Below are 18703 nucleotides of genomic sequence, written 5' to 3'. Positions count from 1 at the left end.
CCAAGATTACCGACGATTTTGGGTCATTTTCAGACTCAAGTCCTTGACGGCGCTCAAGTGAATCTAACTAGGGTAAACCCTATTAAATGACGGATGGGGAAGGCTTGCTGCCCGGTGGCGGAGAGTAATCCAGCTTGCGTTCGTAAACACGTGCCTTAAAGCAATCGTTATAGCCTTTGCTGCCGATTTGCCAGCCAATCGAAGTGCAGTCATCTTGGGCTGCTGACTCAATCGAGCCACACCCCGTTAAGGCAATGGCAGCAATAGAAACCAGGATGACTAAGGGGCGCAATGTAGTTGAATTCATACCTCAAGTCTACTGGATTCCTGATTCCAAGTTAAGGGAAAGTGAGTACTTGTGGAATTAGAGATAAGTCAGCAACAATGTATGGGAGCAACATTGCAGCTATACAGATAAATACATTCGGAGATCATGATGCACACAAGCCTAAAACAAGTTCTAGCAATCGCCTTTTCGCTGACTATTGCACTATTTTCTATCAACACCCCTGCTCAAGCACAAGATGGCTATACCGATCTCATCGATGGCGTCAGCTTAGACGGTTGGAACATCATCGGCAGCGCGAATTGGGTTATTGGTAAAGGGATAGTCGAGGGCAATAAGCCATCCGGGTTTTTAGTGAGCAATAAAAGCTATCGCAACTTCATTATTCGCGCTGAATTTTGGGCTGAATCTGACACCAATAGTGGAATTTTTATTCGCTGCCAGGATCCTAATAAAGTCACTGCTGGCAATGCTTATGAAATTAATATCTGGGATACCCGTCCGGGACAGGAGTACTCGACCGGAGCCATTGTTGATATTGCCAAGGTCAACCCAATTCATAAAGCAGGTGGGCGCTGGAACACCATGGAAATTACAGCCAATGGACCTGAACTCAAGGTCATGATGAATGGCGTGCTTACCGTTACAGATGCCAGAGATAGCAAGTTCTCTGAGGGGCCCATTGCACTTCAGTCTGCCGGTGGCATCATCAAGTTTAGGAAGCTCCAAATCAAACCAATCTAGAGCGTCTCTAGGTCAATTTGCTGGGGCGCCTCAAAAAGGCGCCCCTTTTTACTTAGACAGAAGCAAACCACAGAGCGTTGAAATCAGCACGAGTACTAAAGAGGCGCTTTTATTAAACATAGATTTCATACCTATCAGCACAAACTATTGGGCGTAATGCTCTTTCGTGCTTGTGCATTTTGACGATACCGTAATTCGACATCGTCTTAAGGGTGCGAGATAAATTGCCCTGCTTGCGTCCAGTTAATTCCGCCAATTCTGAAATCGAGATCGGCTTTGATTCACGAATGACATTTAATAAGGCACGATTTTCATCGCTGAGAACTTGAGCCAATGAACGCATAGAGGTAAACCATATTTTAGGATCGCTAGGCTGAACCCTCAGCTGACCCCTAGCTACCATCAGAACGCGCTGACGCATTTGTTGCTGAGATGCAATTCCTATCTTAATTACTTTCATTTGTCTCTCGCCAATCTTAAGGTCTTATCAACATCCTCAAAAAAATCCTTTAGTAATTGATAGGCATTCTTAAACTCATAACTTGTTCCCAGATCTGTCGAACAACGATGCTTGTGATCATAAGGAAGTTTACGATTTGCATAGCCAGTAAACTTTGTTGCATGCGCATTGTCATAGCCTAGTATTCGAACTCCCCGAGGGTTATGTAAAGTTAAAGAATATCGAATTCCATGGGGTATGGAATAAGTCGCCTCAACCTCCCATGCCTCTATCTTTACCCAATACCCACCCTCCTGATCCAAGACCTGCCCATGCAAATCCAATAAGACATTCTTACCAAGTGATTTCATTACCTAAATATATCAACTAATGATATATCAAAAGCATCAACCTTTACAGCAATGAGGGCAATAGCACTGCTACATGTTTTTATGCTGGCGGAAACCCAACCTTTTGTTGCCAGCTATTGTTAAACACGTGAATGACCGGCTTCTCATAGACCCCGGCTTTAGTGAATGGCTCATCCGCAAGCCAAGCCTCAACATCTGCCTTGCTAGGAAAATCCATCGCCAACAAGCTACCCACTGTTGTCTTGCCATCTTCAGATGTGAGTGGGCCAGCAAAGGCCATCTTGTCTGCAAACTTACCTAAGTAAGCGCGATGCTCGGGTCGCACCTGAATACGTAATTCTGCGGTACCGGGACGATCCATTAAAAGGATTGCAAAGATCATGTTTTCTCCTCATTAGCTCTAAAGCATCCATCTTACGGCAAGCGGAAAAAGAAAAACCGCCCGAAGGCGGTTTCTCGTGCAAAGCTATTAAAACGAATTAAGCAGCTTTACGGCTTTTAACAGCTGGCTTAGCTACTGCGTATTGGCCTTGAAAGTTAGCCATTGCAGTTTCAACACTTTTCTCAAAGTTAGCGAAAGCATCAGTTGCTGAAGCGCGAACTTGGTCAAACTGTTGGAGTGAAGTTTCAAATACAGTTTTGAATGTAGATACAAATGCCTCAGAACCAGCAGGGGCTGTCTTAGTGGCTTCTTTAACAAACTTAACCATATCAGCGCGTGCGTCATCAATAGAAGCCTCAACAACTTGAGCAACTTCTTTATTGCTGTTACGCACAACTTTGTTTACTTTAGCTTGGTAAGCAGCAGCGTACTTAGCAGCCTCTTGTGCTGTTTCTGGCTGAGCCAATTTTGCCAACTGTTGTGCATCTTTAATAGCCAACAATTGAGCGCTTGCATCTTGAGCAACAACTAAAGCATCTTTAGCGGCAGCTTGATTGATTTCAGCTAATTCTTTTGCGCTTTCAACAGCTACTTGAGCTAAGAACTTAGCGTTTTCAACAGCTTTAGTTTGAGCTTGTGTCATTTGGTCGTTTAATTGATTCTGGAACATGGTGTTTTTCCTAACTTTTATAAAATTGATAAATGTATTGCAATGCACCATTCTAAGAAGTTTTTTATTGCAGTGCAAGATTTATTTGCGGCAATGCAACAGAAACATCAAAAACCCCTTTTTTTGATTAAAAACAGGGGATTGAGGGACTAAATAATTTAGCTTGAGATGGCGATTTAGGACAAAAATCAAGAAAAAAAGCAAAGAAAAAACCACCCGAAGGTGGTTTCGGAGGGCATTGGAGCACTCTTATGGGAAGCACGATTACATCTATTACTATGAGACTATCGTAGCAAAAACAGCCTATTTGTCAATACCTATATGGGTTTCGTGATATTTACGCACTTGAAAATTAGATAAAAATCAGGGAAATTTTGTTCTTAGTGAGAACAAAATAGGTGTTCAGAAAGTCGAAAAATATGCCCCTGATTTAACGCTGTCAGGAGCATGATTTTTAATAGATTTTAAAATGTTCAGTAAGTTGATGCTTTAGATACACCAACGGCAGCTAACGGTCCAAAGTAGACCATGGCGAATACCAAATCTGAACTAATAACCACAAAAAAATCAGAAAATTAGTCGTGCATCAAGCCTAATAGAATTTGCTCGGTAAGAATTATTGCCAATGGTGCCTAGATAACCCAATTCCATGCTCATATTGCGCCTATATGAATACTTCAAGCTTACTCCCGCCGACTCCGTATAGGTTGGCAGTGAAACTGAGCTTACATAGTAAGTGCCGCCACCAGCCCCGGTATCCGCATAGTAAGCACTTTGATTGATTGAGCCACTAGAATTCCTGGAAACCATAATCTTCAGGGCTGGAGTCCATCTACTATCATCAACAAAAATTTCATACATTCCCTTTAATCCCAGAGAATTTATGGTGCTCAAGCTAGTAGCTGAGCCATAAGCCAAGGCATAGTCAGATAATCCTGATTCAGAATATGGGTTCAACTTAAACTGAGTAACCGTTGATCTAGCAAATGGTTGATATTGAAAGTTACCTGATATGAGTTGGTATCCAACTCCTAAGGAGCTAAATAAACTATTACCTGTTCTACTAATTCCAAGATTGGTATTTGAGTTATCAAAAGTTACTATACGATTACCATTGAAACCAACACTACCGTATCCCATGATGCCGTCGAGAAATATATTTTTATAAGGCTGATAGACGCCATAGGTCGATATAGTCTTTTGAATCGAATTTATATTCGATCCTAATACCCCTATATTTGTTCTATCAAAACCTAAACCTACTGCAGCTCCTATGATGATTGATTTATGTAGCTGATAATCAATACCAACTGTTACACCTGAAGCAGAAAACTTCAGTGGTGCTGAGGCACTGTTACTGCCAGTTGTTCCGAAATCAAAATTACCTAAACTCCATAGCGCATATGTTGGTACATTTTCTTCTTCATCTTTTGCAATACCTCGATATACAGCACTTAATAGATCATTTATGCCATAAGTATTAGGGTTCTTTTTAACCATACCCTCATCGCTCAAAGTAGCTTGAATCTTAGTATTGGTGGAATCGGAAACTTTTATAAGGTTGGCTAGCTGATGTTGTTTCTCAACAGCAAGCTCAGATTGACGTCGTTCTAAAACTTGGATAAGGTGCCATCCAGATTCGGTTTTTACAGGTTTACTAACCTCACCAACTTTTAATTGATTCATCGCCTGCTCAAATTCTGAATTCAAGTCTCCAGGGCTAACCCAGCCAAGCACACCAGCCTGCGACACGGAACCGTCCTCGGCCTCAGAAAACTTTTCTGCCAGCCCCCCAAAATTGGCAGATTTTGCACGAACCTGATTACGATAACCAACAAGGCGTCGCTCCATATTTTGATCCGTTAAGCCAGCATGATTACGCAATAAAATATGCCTTACTAGCGTCTGTTTAATCACAGTATTTTGGTGATTATCTTTCTCTCCACTTAAATCTGGCAAATACATTGCATTTTTTGTAGAAGCAACAAGTTGCTCTTGCTTACTAGAGCCGTTTTCTTGAGCTAGGTAATGCTCTTTTAGCTTATCCAATAGGGGCATCCAGTCTTTGGTTATGCCTTGGTTTACACCCAAAGTAAGGCCACCAGTTGTTACCCGAAAATTACTTCTAAGCGCTTCGATATGACTAGATAAATTCTGAATCTGTATAGTAGTAAATCGCTGCATTGTATTTACTTGGGCCATTAAAGCAGAGCGTACCGAAGGATCACTGGCTGCTTGCTCAATGGTTGCCCTTGGTGGGACAGCAATCACCGTTATCGTCACTATTGCCGTTGCTGCGTTATAGGTAGCATCAGCAGCTTTAGTCGCCGTGACCGTACAAGAACCCGCCGAGGATCCTGCGGTTAAAGTAGAACCTGAAATCGAGCACGTACCAGCGGTTACCGAATAACTAACCGAGCCAGTTCCAGAGCCACCAGATGTAGTCAAAATAGCAGTGCCACTGTTAACTAATATTGAAGTAGAACTAGCGCCCACTGAAAATGCAGACTGATTTGCTGCTGCCCTAGTCACTGATAATGTATAAGTTTTAGTAGTAGACCCATTCTGTGCAGTTACTATTGTAGTAACCGTATTAGATCCAACGCTTAAAGCAATCGCTCCAGACGCTGAACCCGAAGTCGCTGCCACCCCATTCACAGTGATCGTTGCATTGGCTTCGTTTCTTGTCGGCGTTACAGTAATACTAGATATAGTATTTATTACTGAAGCAGTGTAAGACGTTGTGTTACTCGCAAAAGTTGGCGATAAAGTACCGCTTGAAATAGTTAAGGCAGATAAAGTAGCATCAGTTGAAACTGGACTTGCATTAGTTACCCATGGAATTGAGCTATAAAGAAATACAGCAACACTGGCTGAGGGGTTTATTGTGATACTACCCGACGTTGCTGTAGCGATAATAGGGATCGTGCATACTTGCCAACCACTATTTAAAAGAGGAAGTGCAACTGACGATGAACCAAGATTTAACCCACTACCCGTTAAATTAAGACTATATGGAAAAGCAATAGCATTTGATCCGCATAAAAAATTCAAATCATATGAAGTATTAGCAGTAGCGCCTGTAAAACTGTAACGATCTGTGCCTCCTAAATAAACAGAAGCAAAGTCATTAACTGACGAAACAACAGTACCCCCTGCATTTGCAGCATTCACAGCATTGTTACAATTTGAGATACTTGTCGCTGAACCCGAACCAGTGATCGTATTACAGGAAGTATAGAAGGATCCTGATGAACGAGTGAAAGTGACGCCATTAACCGTAGCATAGCTAAGCGCTAAGACATAATTACTAATAAAAGCTAAAGTCACCAATATTAATAATTTCAAAAATATTTGGATATGAAATTTTTTTAGCATCTATTTATACACAATCACTTAGTTGCCTAGTTTCAGATTCAATAATAATACTAATAATAAATATAGATTTTCGTTACAAAAGTTAATAAATCCAAAAAATAACTAGTTGTCTGTGCAAAACAGTTTGTAAAGATAGATGGATGGGACTCATTTTTCAAAATCGGGGGGTGAAGTAAGCTTTGAAGCGTCCTGTATTGACGAAGAACGTCATCCTTAGACTGCTTAGAAGGGCGCAAGCATTTATTGTGTGTGCCCCTTCATGGCCGAAAGCAGGCTATTTAACCACTGAATAAACAGTCCCAATCCCAACTTTGCAGGATTTGGCTATTTGACGAATACTCATGCCGTTCTCGTGCATTGCCTGAATTGCCGATTTAATTCCATCATTCATCTTAGTTGGGCGCCCTATATGAACTCCTGATGCCTTTGCCCTTTGTTGACCTGCAATTACTCGCTCTCGCATCAAATTCCTCTCAAACTCCCCTATTGCTCCAAATACTGAGAAGATCATTCGACCGCTTGGCGTTGTTGTATCCATCCCCTGTTGCATAAAGAACAAATCAATTTTCATTGACTGGAGTTCATTGAGTATTTCAACGAGATGCTGAAGGCTTCTCCCTAGCCGATCGATTGACCAGCACATAACCATCTCAAACTTATGTTTAGCGGCTAATTTCATCATTTCATCAAGTGCAGGTCGATCTTTTCTTGATTTGGCGCCCGAAATACCGTTATCAATGAACTCTGCGTCGATTTCATAGCCCATACGCTCTGCTACTGCTAGAAGCTCTCTGAGTTGATTCTCAGACGTTTGATGAGTAGTTGACACTCGACAATACAGGCAGACTTTTTTCATCTCCAAACCCCTTCTAAATGCGTTCTAGAAGTGGTGGAAGGTAAAGGTTCTGGAGGGGATAACAAGTTTGTTCTTAGTGAGAACAAATCAACTCATGACATGGGTTGAAAACATGGGTTGAATAGATAAAAAAAGTCCTCGTAAACTATTGATTTACAAGGACTTTGCACTACTGGCGGAAGAGGCGGGATTCGAACCCGCGGTAGGCTATTAACCTACGCACGCTTTCCAGGCGTGTGACTTAAACCGCTCATCCACCCTTCCGTACAAGCCGTTGATTATACGTTTGCCAGAAGGGTTTGCCTCTAAAAGCGTAATAAGCTACTTAAACAGACTCTTTAAGCTGATCCAAAATTGCTGGATTTTCCAGGGTTGAAGTATCTTGGGTTATCTCTTCACCTTTAGCAATGACACGAAGCAAGCGACGCATGATCTTGCCTGAACGTGTTTTAGGTAAGTTATCGCCAAAACGAACATCCTTTGGCTTAGCGATCGGGCCGATCTCCTTACCTACCCAGTTCCGTAACTCAGTGGCAATCTTCTTCGCTTCATCGCCTGTTGGGCGTCCACCCTTCAGAACTACGAATACGCAAATGGCTTCACCAGTCAATTCATCAGGACGGCCCACTACTGCAGCCTCAGCAACTAATGGATTAGCAACCAAGCAAGATTCGATTTCCATCGTGCCCATGCGATGACCGGAGACGTTCAATACGTCATCGATACGACCCGTAATGGTGAAGTAGCCAGTATCTTTATTGCGAATTGCACCGTCACCAGCTAGATACAAAGTACCGCCCAACTCTTCTGGGAAATAAGATTTTACGAAGCGATCGGGATCGCCCCAGATCGTACGAATCATCGAAGGCCATGGACGCTTCACCACCAAAATACCACCGTGACCATTTGGCACATCTACACCTGCCTCATCCACAATCGCCGCCTGAATACCTGGCAATGGCAATGTGCATGAACCTGGAATCATGGGAGTTGCACCAGGTAATGGTGAAATCATATGGCCACCAGTTTCGGTTTGCCAGAAGGTATCAGCGATTGGGCAACGTGAGCCACCCACATTCTCGTAGTACCACATCCACGCTTCTGGATTAATCGGCTCACCAACCGAACCCAAGAGACGCAAGGAGGTTAAGTCATAACTCTGAGGATGCACCGCCGGATCATTGCTTGAGGCTTTGATCAATGAGCGAATCGCCGTTGGCGCGGTATAGAAAATCGTTGCCTTGTGTTTTTGAATCATGTCCCAGAAGCGACCCGCATTAGGGTAAGTTGGAACGCCCTCAAACACAATCTCGGTAGCGCCCACTGCGAGTGGGCCGTAGGTAATATAGGAGTGGCCTGTTACCCAGCCAATATCAGCAGTACACCAGAAGACGTCATTTGGCTTGATATCAAAGGTCCACTTCATTGTGAGAATCGCCCACAAGAGGTAGCCACCTGTAGAGTGCTGAACACCCTTAGGCTTGCCGGTCGAACCAGATGTATACAAAATAAATAATGGGTGCTCAGCGCTAACCCACTCTGGCTCACAAGTTGTAGATTCATTGGCGACGATTTCTTGCATCCAAACATCACGGCCCGCTGTCATGGTGACATCATTACCAGTGCGCTTGTTTACGATCACATGCTTCACATTAGGACATTCGCCAGTCGACAGGGCCTCGTCACAAATGGCCTTTAAAGGCAATGCTTTGCCACCGCGGAACTGTCCGTCTGCAGTAATCACAGCTACGGCACCAACGTCAATGATTCGATCGCGCAGGGCTTGGGCAGAAAATCCACCAAACACAACGGAGTGAATTGCACCGATACGAGCACAAGCTTGCATCGCAACAACACCTTCGATAGTCATCGCCATGTAAATGATGACGCGGTCACCAGACTTGATGCCCATTTTGCGCAGTGCATTTGCCATTTTGCAAACACGCTCAAGTAACTCTTGATAAGTTACGTTGGTTACCGAGCCATCGTCTGCTTCAAAAATAATCGCGGTCTTATTGCCAAGACCATTTTCAACTTGACGATCTAAACAGTTGTGAGAAGCATTGGTAGTGCCATCTTCAAACCACTTGTAGAAAGGTGCTTTGGATTCATCAAGAACTTTAGTAAAGGGCTTTTTCCAGAAGACATTTTCTTTAGCAAGGCGACCCCAGAAACCGTCATAATCATTGTTAGCTTCAGCACAGAGCTTGTTATAAGCATCCATTCCTGGAATAGCAGCAGACTTAACGAAGTCTGCTGGCGGGTTAAATACGCGGTTTTCTTGCATCAATGGTTCCATGCTTCACAGCCCTTCTATTCAATAATCAGTCGTCTTTTTCTGCAAAAATAGTGCAGAGTAAGGAAAACGCATCCCAAGACCTAATAAGATAAGTGAAAACACGCTAGATTTGCTCTATGGCAAACCCTTAAAATAGATTAAACCTTACATAATTAAGCCTAAAACCATGACAAATATCAAACAAAACGACCTCATCCAAAGCGTGGCGGATGCCTTTCAATTCATCTCTTACTATCACCCTAAAGATTTTATCTCCGCCCTGGGTAAGGCTTATGAGCTTGAGCAAGGTGCTGCAGCGAAGGATGCGATTGCGCAGATTTTGACTAATAGCCGGATGTGTGCAGAAGGTCACCGCCCCATGTGTCAGGACACTGGCATTGCTGTCGTTTTTCTCAAAATTGGTATGAATGTTCAATGGGGTGATGCCACTATGAGTGTTACTGATATGGTGAACGAAGGTGTCCGTCGCGCTTATATGAACCCAGATAACCCATTACGCGCATCCGTTCTGACTGATCCAGCGGGTAAACGCAAAAACACAGGCGACAACACACCAGCTGTTATTCATTATGAAATCGTCCCGGGCGATGATGTTGAAGTCATTTGCGCGGCTAAAGGTGGTGGCTCTGAGAACAAAGCCAAGATGGTCATGCTCAACCCCTCGGATTCGATCGTTGACTGGGTAGTCAAAACAGTTCCAACGATGGGTGCGGGCTGGTGCCCTCCCGGCATCTTAGGTATCGGCATTGGCGGGACCCCGGAGAAAGCGATGTTGATGGCTAAAGAGTCCTTGATGGGCCCAGTAGATATTCAAGAGCTCATTGCTCGCGGGCCAAAAAATCGTGTCGAGGAACTCCGTTTAGAGATTTTCGATGAAGTAAACAAGCTTGGTATTGGCGCCCAAGGTTTAGGTGGCCTTACTACCGTTCTTGATATCAAAATCATGGACTACCCAACCCATGCAGCCTCACTACCGGTGGCGATGATTCCGAACTGCGCCGCTACCCGCCACATTCACTTTCATTTACATGGTGACGGCCCCGCTAAATTAGAGGCCCCTTCATTGTCTGATTGGCCAGATGTCACTTGGACTCCAGACACTAAAAAATCAAAGCGTGTGAACTTAGATACTTTGACCGCTGAAGAAGTGGCCGGCTGGAAAGAAGGTGAAACACTTCTCCTGAATGGCAAAATTTTGACTGGTCGTGATGCTGCTCATAAGCGCATTGCCGACATGCTGGCCAAAGGTGAAGAATTGCCAGTGAGCTTTAAAAACCGCGTGATTTATTACGTTGGTCCAGTAGATCCAGTAGGCAATGAAGCAGTAGGTCCAGCAGGCCCAACAACCTCAACTCGTATGGATAAGTTCACCGAGATGATGCTGGCTCAAACTGGCTTGATCTCCATGATTGGTAAAGCAGAACGTGGCCCTACTGCAATTGAGGCAATCAAAAAACATAAGTCCGCTTATTTGATGGCCGTTGGTGGCGCTGCTTACTTGGTTTCTAAAGCCATTCAGACAGCGAAGGTAGTGGGCTTTGCTGACCTCGGCATGGAGGCGATTTATGAGTTCGATGTCAAAGATATGCCAGTAACAGTAGCGGTCAGCTCTGCCGGCATCTCTATGCATGAGACAGGCCCCAAAGAATGGCAAGCAAAGATTGCCGGCATTCCAGTTGTGATTGCTTGAGTCAATTAGCGCCCTTAGTTAAGCGACCTTACTTGGCACTCATCGGAGTTTTTGATTCTGGCGTTGGAGGCTTATCCATTTTGGATGAGGCTCTGCGCCAGCTTCCCGCGCATGACTACATCTATTTAGCCGACTCTATTCATGCTCCTTATGGAGAGAAGTCTAGCGAGTGGATAGCTTCGCGCAGTATGGAGCTATGCCAATACTTAGCAGCGCAAGGTTGTGATGCCATTATGGTTGCGTGCAACACTGCTACTGCCGAAGCCATTGCAGATATTCGTGATGAGCTCAGCAATATTCCGATCATCGGCGTAGAACCTGGCATCAAGCCTGCAGCAATGCAGTCAAGCAATGGGATTGTTGGGGTACTCGCAACCGAGGCCACACTCAAGAGCGATAAATTTAGCGCCTTACTAGCCACCCTGCCCAATTGTCAGTTTGTTAAACAGGCGGGTGCCGGCTTAGTTCCCCTAATTGAAGCGGGCCAAGCTCATAGTGAGCAAACTCTAGAACTACTTGCCGAACACCTAGAGCCCATTCAGGAGGCGGGGGCAGATACGCTTGTTCTAGGATGCACGCACTACCCTTTCTTGCGAAAAGCCATACGCAAATTATTGGGAGATTCGATTAATTTGATTGATACTAGTGAGGCAGTAGTACGTCAACTCAAACGAAAACTAGAGTCACAGGGCATGCAATTGGATGATGATGAATATGGCACTATCAAATTCATTAGCAGTAAAGATGCACAGAACTTGCATCATATGGCGCACGAGCTCATGCAATCAGATCTGGATAAACACAGCATTACCTCTCAATTAGTGAGTTCTTTCACATGAGCGCCTTTTTAAATCGGATGAATGCGCATCTACCATTCGATAAGACTGAGCGCATCATCATTGGCATTGTTATTGCCTTGCATTTATTGTTTCTGATTGGCTTTCAGAGTGGTATGAAGCCGGACAACGATAATAATCAAGATGATGCGCGAGTGATGGCCAATCTAGTAAGTCCTGAGGCAGCTAAGCAGCCTCAAGCTACTCCAGCTGCGCCCCCACCAAAACCTAAGCAAGAACAAAAGAAGAAAACGGTGGATGAAAAATCCACGCAGGCACCAACACCGCCACAAACCCAACAACAGACTTCCGCCCCGCCAACACCGCAGCAATCCAAAAGTGAATCACAGGCTCCGAATGCTACGGTTGCACCAGCCACCACCTCTGGATCTAGTGGCACACCGATTCAGACTGACATTGGTAAACTAGTCGTCGTATATCAACCAGATGCAGATGCTTACTACCCTTCTTTCTCTAAAAGATCTGGAGAACAAGGTGAAGTGGTGGTGAGACTGATTATTGATGAATCAGGTAATGTTGAGGATGTGGCTTTATTGCGTTCTAGCTCATTTCCAAGATTAGATAGGGCTGCAACCGAGATTGGTCGTCGTTATCGCTTTAAACCATTTTTAGTCAATGGTTCGCCCCAAAGAATTTCTACCAACCTTTTAATTAAATTTAATTTAAAGAATTAATATTATGAACACACCATTTGGCTTAGCAAATTTATGGCTCGAGGGCGATGCAGTGACCCGCTTTGTGGCTATCGCACTTCTGATCTGTTCTATTGTGACCTGGGTAATTTTGCTCTCCCGTTTTTGGGATTTGCGTAATTTACGCAAACTCCAGCCTGAGCTCGATCAGTTTTGGCGCGCCACCTCCTATGACCAGGGTCTGAATGCATTTACTAACCATGCAAGCAATCCTTACTTTCAGGTTGCTAAAGCTGCCAGTGGAGCCTCTACTCACCACCAGAGCCAATCGACCAATCATCGTGAACTATTGCAAACACTGAACTACTCCGAGTGGATGGCAAGAAGTCTTAAGAACAGTATTGATGGTGTTGCGGCCCAACTCCAAAAAGGGCTTACTTTCCTTGGCTCGACCGGTGCGACCGCACCGTTTATTGGCCTATTTGGAACAGTGTGGGGTATCTACCATGCTTTGATCGCAATCAGCAGCTCTGGTAGTGCGCAGATTGATCAGGTTGCTGGCCCCATTGGCGAAGCACTCATCATGACCGCTTTAGGCTTGGCTGTAGCGATTCCAGCAGTATTAGGCTTTAACGCAATTAATCGTGCCAATAAATTATTGCTTGCTGATCTCAATCGATTTGGCAATGACCTCCTCGCTTACTTTGTCACTGGTGCCCGTGTGAAGTCTGGAGAATAAATATGTCTTTTAATCTTCCGAACGACCAAGAAGAAAGCGGCATCATGGCCGAAATCAATATGACTCCGATGGTGGATGTCATGTTGGTGCTCCTCATCATCTTCATCATTACTCTGCCAGTCATTCAGCAGGCGGTGAAAGTGGAGCTGCCCAAAGCCAATAGCGTGCGCAATGAAGTCAAACCAGAGTCAGTGCAGCTCTCGATTGATGCCCAGGGTCAAATATTTTGGAATAGCACACCAATTGATTTGAAAACTTTTGACGGCTATGCAGAAAAAGCTGCTCAGAAGGAGCCGCAACCAGAAATCAATTTACGCGCCGATAAGTCGGTGAAGTATGAATATGTTGCTCAGGTATTAGCCGCATCCCGACGCGCTGGCTTAACAAAGCTAGGATTTGTGACTGAGCCTAATTAAGACTGATTGGCAGCGATACATTGCTCTTGATAAGTCTTCGTACCTTCGCCAAGAGTTGCTGAAAGAATTCCACCTTTAATAGTCTCGGATTTTCTGAGCTGGCCCGTTGGTCGATTAATCGCGATCACCGTGATTACAGAGCCAGCGCCATACTGAATACCATCAAAACTCTCTGGGGGAAATTGTGCTTCCATTGAAATCAGGATGGTAGATTCAGTAATAAGGACATTCTTAATGGTTTGCCGACCCAATTCGCTAGCCCGATCTAAATCTCGATCATCAATGAAGACTTTGGCCTTCTGATTTTTTGAAGCCGCCGTAACTTTGAGTTGATAGGTTTCGGTATAGTTTTTTTCCGAACGCTCACAAGTAAAAACCAGAGCGTCTGCAGCCAAACTGGGGGCGGCACAAAAAAGTAAGGGGAGCAAGGAGAGAAAGTAAAGGTATTTCAAGGATGCCTGAAATCAATCGATTGGTGCCCGAGGCCGGAATCGAACCGGCACGACTTTTTTGAGTCGGCAGATTTTAAATCTGCTGTGTCTACCGATTTCACCACTCGGGCTCGCACGAGCAATAAAGCCGTACTAAATAAATCAAGACAAGCGAAATTTTAGCATGCGAGCTCTATTAGAGACGGGAAGCCTGCTTTCATCAAGCCTGGGGTCTAGCTCAAGCAAACACATTAAAATATTCCTATGAAAATGCTTACGCCAAGATCGGGTCTTAAATCTACCTTAAAAGGCATCTTTTGGCTTGTTTCTGCAGCCCTAGTGTTGATCATCGCCGCTGGAATGATCTACTTAATCTCCGCCCAAACCAATCCTTCTGGCAAGCGGATTATCAAGTCCCTCGGGGATTCTGTTTCGATTACCTTTGATGAGAGTGACATTCCCCATATTCAAGCAAAGAGCTCTACTGATGCACTCTTTGCTTTGGGCTATTTGCATGCCAGTGAACGATCCTGGCAAATGGAAATTAATCGCCGACTAGCCAGTGGGCGACTTTCCGAAATCCTCGGGAAAGAAACTATTGCAATCGATCGTTTTATTCGGACACTGGGTATTAAGCACGCCGCAGAAAAACAGTTTGATCGCTACCCTATTGCTACCAAGCGATTGCTTCAGTCATATGCAGATGGCGTTAACGCTGGTAATGCCCACTTAGGCTGGGCATTACCAGTGGAATACTTTTTAACTGGATCTAAACCAGGGCATTGGTCACCTACTGATAGCGTGGCGTGGATGCTAATGATGGCGCTTGATCTTGGTGGTAACTGGCAAAAAGAATTACAACGACTTGAACTCGCCCAGTTTTTAACTACCAAGCAGGTATGGGAGGTGCTACCGCCCTATACACCTGGTGACCCTGTAAGTAATTTTGACTTTGCAAAAATGTATCGGGATATTAATGTCTTTAATCCCAAACCACTCACAAGAGATCAAAAGTCAAAGAATCTGCCTATAACTGAATTAGCTATCAATGAAATCCCAGGCGGTAAGGAAGGTATTGGATCAAACAACTGGGCGCTAAGCGGAAAACTCACGACCTCAGGTAAGCCCTTGCTGGCAAACGACCCGCATCTTGACCTATCAGCACCAGCGATTTGGTATATGGCTCACTTAGAAGCCCCAGGTCTCAATGTCATTGGCGCCACCCTCCCCGGCATACCGGCGGTGGTACTGGGAAGGACCGATAAGTTTGCTTGGAGTTTTACCAATACCGGCCCCGATGTTCAGGATTTATATATTGAGCAGCTCGATCCGAAAAATCCTGGAGTGTATCGAGGCCCAGAGGGTCCACTAGCTTTTAAAGTTCGCCAAGAAATCATCGATATCAAAGGCGAGTCTCCACTACGCTTCTTAGTCAAAGAAACACGGCATGGCCCAGTAATTTCTGAATCATATGCACGAGCCAAGCGGGTGATTGATACCGATCGCTTTGTCTTAGCTTTACGCTGGACCGCCTTAGATGTTGAAAATCAATCGGTTGCTGGCTTACTGGACATGAATCACGCCAAAGATTTAGAGACTTTCAAACAGGCGCTACGCAAAAACTATGCGCCAATGCAAAACGTGGTGATGGCAGATGTAGATGGAAATATTTCTTATCAGGCGGCCGGTGTCGCACCTAAACGCACTTTGCACCAAGGACTGTATGGAGTAGCGCCAGCATTGGGCTGGGAGAGACAATACGATTGGACTGGCTACGTCCCGTTTGAGCAACTACCTAATAGCAATAACCCAGAGGGCAATTGGATTGCTACGGCTAACCAGAAAATCATTGCGAGCAATGATCTGAATCCACTAACTGGCGACTGGGAGCTGCCAACCCGCTATGACAGAATTGTGGAACTCATTAATAGCAGGTCAAAACATGACATCGCCTCTATGAAAGCGATGCAAGCAGATGCCCTGTCTTTGGGCGCCACACCATTATTAGAATTATTTAAATCAGCGCAATCAACACATCCTCTAGCCCAACAAGCAATTGAGCTCAGCAAGAACTTTGATGGGGACATGAAAATTGATAGCACTGGCGCATTGATATTTAATGCTTGGGCTGACCAACTCACGCGCAAACTCTTTTCACGCTTAGGATATTTGTTCACTGAGAATTATGGTACCCGTAACTTTAGAAATCCACTGATATTGCAATTACAAAATCCTAATAGTCCTTGGTGCAACGATCCCCAAACTGAACGGATTGAGAGTTGTGCCGATACTTCAAATGCAGCATTTGATAAAGCACTTGAGCAACTGAGCGCTCAATTTGGCAGCAATCCTAAAAATTGGGTTTGGGGTAACGCACATATCGCAGTCTCAGAGCATCGTCCTTTGAGCAAGGTGCCATTCCTGGGAAGTCTCTTTAATGTGACGCAGCCTTTTCCTGGGGACAGCTTTAGCGTCAATGTGGGGCGCCTCGAACTACTGAGAACTGACAATCCTTTTGAAACCAAGCAAGCTCCTAGCCTACGAGCACTCTATGACCTCTCTGACTTGGAGCAATCACTTTTTATATACCAAACTGGACAATCTGGCTGGGTTCAGAGCAAGCTTTACCGCAATATGGCTGCGCTCTGGGCTCGAAATGAATATCTACCCCTGCAAATGAAACCCCAAAAGGTCGGGCGTCAACTAGATCTGACTATTAAGGAGAAATAAGCTGGGGGCGTTTAGAATGGTTCTCAAGATACCAACCGGTGTCTCAACTTACTTTACTAATAATGTGACAGGCCACATATGATGAAAAAAATATACGCACTTACAGCCCTTACTGCACTCTCTTTACTACCATTCTCCAGCAGCTTTGCTGAGTGGAAAGAATTGGGATCAAATGAAATGATGGTGGTGTATGTTGATCTAGATACAGTCAGCGCATCAGGCGAGACATCGCAAATCATGTCAATGCTTGACCTGAAGAAGCCTGGCATTAATCCAAAAACAAAACAGTCCGTTAGCTCAATCATCGGCATTAATGAATACAATTGCCCGGCCGTTAGCTACCGACCAATCGAATATAAAGAGTTCGCTGGTAATAAAGGTAAAGGTAAGGTAGTTTCAGATAACAAAACTCCCAGAAGTGAATTTGAGCCTGTCGTGAACGATTCTTGGACAGCAGGAGTTTTCAACGTTGTTTGCCAGCGCAAATAAACGCCCTATTTTGATTGCCTATCAAGGCAGACTAAACCTATCGGACTGGTCTGCAGTTGGAAGCATAGTTCTCTGCTTTAATTTGGGTGGTTGTGCAGCACCATTACTAGCTTTAGGAGGATCTGCCACTACAGTTGCAAGCTCTGCAGGCTCAGTAGCAGTATCGGCAGCAGTGGCCAACCCTTCGACTGCAGCTAGCGCTATCTCCACTGTAACGACTGGTAAATCCCCTTTAGAGCATGCCGCCTCAGCGGTAACCAAGCAAGACTGTAATTTTTTGAATGCCTTAGGACCAAAGCCAATTTGCTCAGATATTCCCGTTCCCAAGATTAAAGATATGAGCGAATCCTATCTGGGACCAGCAGATAGAGTGCCCATCGCCAAATAAGCAGTCTAAAATCGCGTCTCACAAGCAATCCTTCTCTTATTTAAAGCCATGACTACAGAAAATTACTACCTCACACTGACCTGCCCCAATAGACCGGGCATTGTTGCGGCTGTTTCAACCTACATCTTTGAATTAGGTGGTGACATTGAGGAAGCTCAGCAATTTGATGACAAAGCTTCTAAACGCTTCTTCATGCGCGTGAGCTTTAGCTGTGGCGCCGACAGTAAATCCCTTAAAGCTGGCTTTATAGAAATCGCTAAGCGCTTTGACCTCACTTGGGACTTGCGTGCTGTAAAAGATTTGAAGCGCGTGCTGATCATGGCATCCAAGCTCGATCATTGCTTAGTAGATCTTCTCTATCGCTGGCGTATTGGTGAGCTGCCAATGATTATTAGCGGAATTGTTTCCAATCATCCGCGTGAGGTGTACTCCAGTATTGATTTTGCGGATATTCCGTTTTATCACTTACCGGTTACGCCAGAGACGAAGTCAAAGCAAGAAGTGAAGCTCCTTAAGATTGTTGCTGATGCAAAAGTAGATATGGTTATATTGGCGCGCTACATGCAAATTCTGTCAGATGATTTATCTACTCAATTATCCGGACGCTGCATCAACGTTCACCATTCGTTCTTGCCAAGCTTTAAAGGTGCGAAGCCTTACCATCAAGCCCATGCTCGCGGTATTAAGTTGATTGGTGCGACTGCACACTTTGTGACGAGTGATTTGGATGAAGGTCCGATCATTGAGCAAGACGTCACTCGCGTTACCCATGGCGATACGCCTGAAGACTTAGTTCGTAAGGGCAGAGATTTGGAGCGCACCGTACTCTCACGCGCCCTGCGTTACTACTTGCATGACCGTGTTTTAATTAATGGTGCGACTTCAGTAGTCTTTTCAGACTAATCT

Annotated in this window: 19 protein-coding genes and 2 tRNA genes; 10 read left to right on the top strand and 11 right to left on the bottom strand. The window is 44.7% G+C overall.

From position 1 onward, the window contains the following. Positions 1–82: 82 nt before the first annotated feature. Entirely contained in the window at positions 83–307 is a 225-nt protein-coding gene (locus tag FD977_RS03895; protein ID WP_215306506.1) for a hypothetical protein, read from the bottom strand. A 126-nt stretch (positions 308–433) separates the two neighbouring features. On the opposite strand from FD977_RS03895, the gene FD977_RS03890 reads away from it, so the two are divergent. Beyond that, a complete protein-coding gene (locus FD977_RS03890; protein WP_251369540.1) occupies positions 434–1030 on the top strand; it encodes a DUF1080 domain-containing protein in 597 nt (198 codons plus the stop codon). Positions 1031–1142: 112 nt separating this feature from the next. On the opposite strand, the gene FD977_RS03885 is transcribed toward FD977_RS03890, so the two are convergent. The 8 genes from FD977_RS03885 to acs all read right to left on the bottom strand — a co-directional run bounded on the left by FD977_RS03885 (position 1143) and on the right by acs (position 9425). Then, the gene (locus FD977_RS03885) at positions 1143–1490 is read right to left on the bottom strand and encodes a winged helix DNA-binding protein (RefSeq protein WP_215306504.1); all 348 of its coding nucleotides are present in this window, start codon (positions 1488–1490) and stop codon (positions 1143–1145) included. Further along, positions 1487–1840: a DUF6516 family protein gene (locus FD977_RS03880; protein ID WP_215306502.1), complete on the bottom strand. Its 354-nt coding sequence runs from the start codon at positions 1838–1840 to the stop codon at positions 1487–1489. Before FD977_RS03880 ends, FD977_RS03885 begins: the two co-directional genes overlap by 4 nt. Positions 1841–1919: 79 nt before the next feature. Further along, positions 1920–2222: a YciI family protein gene (locus FD977_RS03875; RefSeq protein ID WP_215306500.1), complete on the bottom strand. Its 303-nt coding sequence runs from the start codon at positions 2220–2222 to the stop codon at positions 1920–1922. Between the two features lie 97 nt (positions 2223–2319). Continuing rightward, positions 2320–2892 (bottom strand): phasin family protein, encoded by a 573-nt coding sequence (locus tag FD977_RS03870; protein WP_215306498.1) that lies wholly within the window; start codon positions 2890–2892, stop codon positions 2320–2322. A 567-nt stretch (positions 2893–3459) separates the two neighbouring features. Then, positions 3460–6270, bottom strand: a complete 2811-nt coding sequence (locus FD977_RS10820; RefSeq protein WP_251369539.1) for an autotransporter domain-containing protein — start codon at positions 6268–6270, stop codon at positions 3460–3462. Between the two features lie 274 nt (positions 6271–6544). Continuing rightward, complete coding sequence (locus tag FD977_RS03850; RefSeq protein ID WP_215306496.1) at positions 6545–7126, bottom strand: recombinase family protein; 582 nt, start codon at positions 7124–7126, stop codon at positions 6545–6547. Between the two features lie 173 nt (positions 7127–7299). After that, positions 7300–7390 (bottom strand) — tRNA-Ser (locus FD977_RS03845). 61 nt (positions 7391–7451) lie between these two features. After that, positions 7452–9425, bottom strand: coding sequence for an acetate--CoA ligase (gene acs, locus FD977_RS03840; protein ID WP_215306494.1), 1974 nt, complete (start codon positions 9423–9425; stop codon positions 7452–7454). Between the two features lie 166 nt (positions 9426–9591). Between acs and FD977_RS03835 the strand changes: the two genes are divergently transcribed. The 5 genes from FD977_RS03835 to FD977_RS03815 are packed head-to-tail and all read left to right on the top strand — an operon-like array spanning position 9592 to position 13759. Further along, positions 9592–11115, top strand: coding sequence for a fumarate hydratase (locus FD977_RS03835; RefSeq protein ID WP_215306491.1), 1524 nt, complete (start codon positions 9592–9594; stop codon positions 11113–11115). Further along, on the top strand, positions 11112–11954 hold the full coding sequence (gene murI / locus FD977_RS03830) for a glutamate racemase (protein WP_251369537.1): 843 nt from the start codon (positions 11112–11114) through the stop codon (positions 11952–11954). The genes FD977_RS03835 and murI overlap by 4 nt, the downstream gene beginning before the upstream one ends. Continuing rightward, positions 11951–12646: an energy transducer TonB gene (locus FD977_RS03825; RefSeq protein WP_215306489.1), complete on the top strand. Its 696-nt coding sequence runs from the start codon at positions 11951–11953 to the stop codon at positions 12644–12646. The genes murI and FD977_RS03825 overlap by 4 nt, the downstream gene beginning before the upstream one ends. A 4-nt stretch (positions 12647–12650) precedes the next feature. Further along, on the top strand, positions 12651–13343 hold the full coding sequence (locus FD977_RS03820; protein ID WP_215306487.1) for a MotA/TolQ/ExbB proton channel family protein: 693 nt from the start codon (positions 12651–12653) through the stop codon (positions 13341–13343). Positions 13344–13345: 2 nt separating this feature from the next. After that, on the top strand, positions 13346–13759 hold the full coding sequence (locus tag FD977_RS03815) for a biopolymer transporter ExbD (RefSeq protein WP_215306485.1): 414 nt from the start codon (positions 13346–13348) through the stop codon (positions 13757–13759). Here the strand turns inward: FD977_RS03815 and FD977_RS03810 are convergent. Both FD977_RS03810 and FD977_RS03805 read right to left on the bottom strand, forming a co-directional pair. Then, on the bottom strand, positions 13756–14187 hold the full coding sequence (locus FD977_RS03810; RefSeq protein WP_215306484.1) for a hypothetical protein: 432 nt from the start codon (positions 14185–14187) through the stop codon (positions 13756–13758). The two genes, FD977_RS03815 and FD977_RS03810, sit on opposite strands and share 4 nt — an antisense overlap. A 45-nt stretch (positions 14188–14232) precedes the next feature. Continuing rightward, positions 14233–14321: transfer RNA gene (locus tag FD977_RS03805), tRNA-Leu, on the bottom strand. Positions 14322–14454: 133 nt separating this feature from the next. Here FD977_RS03805 and FD977_RS03800 point away from each other — a divergent pair. The 4 genes from FD977_RS03800 to purU all read left to right on the top strand — a co-directional run bounded on the left by FD977_RS03800 (position 14455) and on the right by purU (position 18700). Further along, positions 14455–16920, top strand: a complete 2466-nt coding sequence (locus FD977_RS03800) for a penicillin acylase family protein (protein ID WP_215306483.1) — start codon at positions 14455–14457, stop codon at positions 16918–16920. 78 nt (positions 16921–16998) lie between these two features. Then, positions 16999–17409 (top strand): surface-adhesin E family protein, encoded by a 411-nt coding sequence (locus FD977_RS03795; RefSeq protein ID WP_251369536.1) that lies wholly within the window; start codon positions 16999–17001, stop codon positions 17407–17409. Further along, complete coding sequence (locus FD977_RS03790) at positions 17390–17797, top strand: hypothetical protein (protein WP_215306482.1); 408 nt, start codon at positions 17390–17392, stop codon at positions 17795–17797. The genes FD977_RS03795 and FD977_RS03790 overlap by 20 nt, the downstream gene beginning before the upstream one ends. A 48-nt stretch (positions 17798–17845) precedes the next feature. Beyond that, positions 17846–18700: a formyltetrahydrofolate deformylase gene (gene purU / locus FD977_RS03785; RefSeq protein ID WP_215306481.1), complete on the top strand. Its 855-nt coding sequence runs from the start codon at positions 17846–17848 to the stop codon at positions 18698–18700. Positions 18701–18703 lie beyond the last annotated feature (3 nt).

The sequence above is a fragment of the Polynucleobacter sp. AP-Elch-400A-B2 genome (genome assembly GCF_018688355.1).
Taxonomy (GTDB): domain Bacteria; phylum Pseudomonadota; class Gammaproteobacteria; order Burkholderiales; family Burkholderiaceae; genus Polynucleobacter.
The sequence above is the reverse complement of the archived record's forward strand: the minus strand, read 5'-3'. Positions and strand labels throughout refer to the sequence as shown.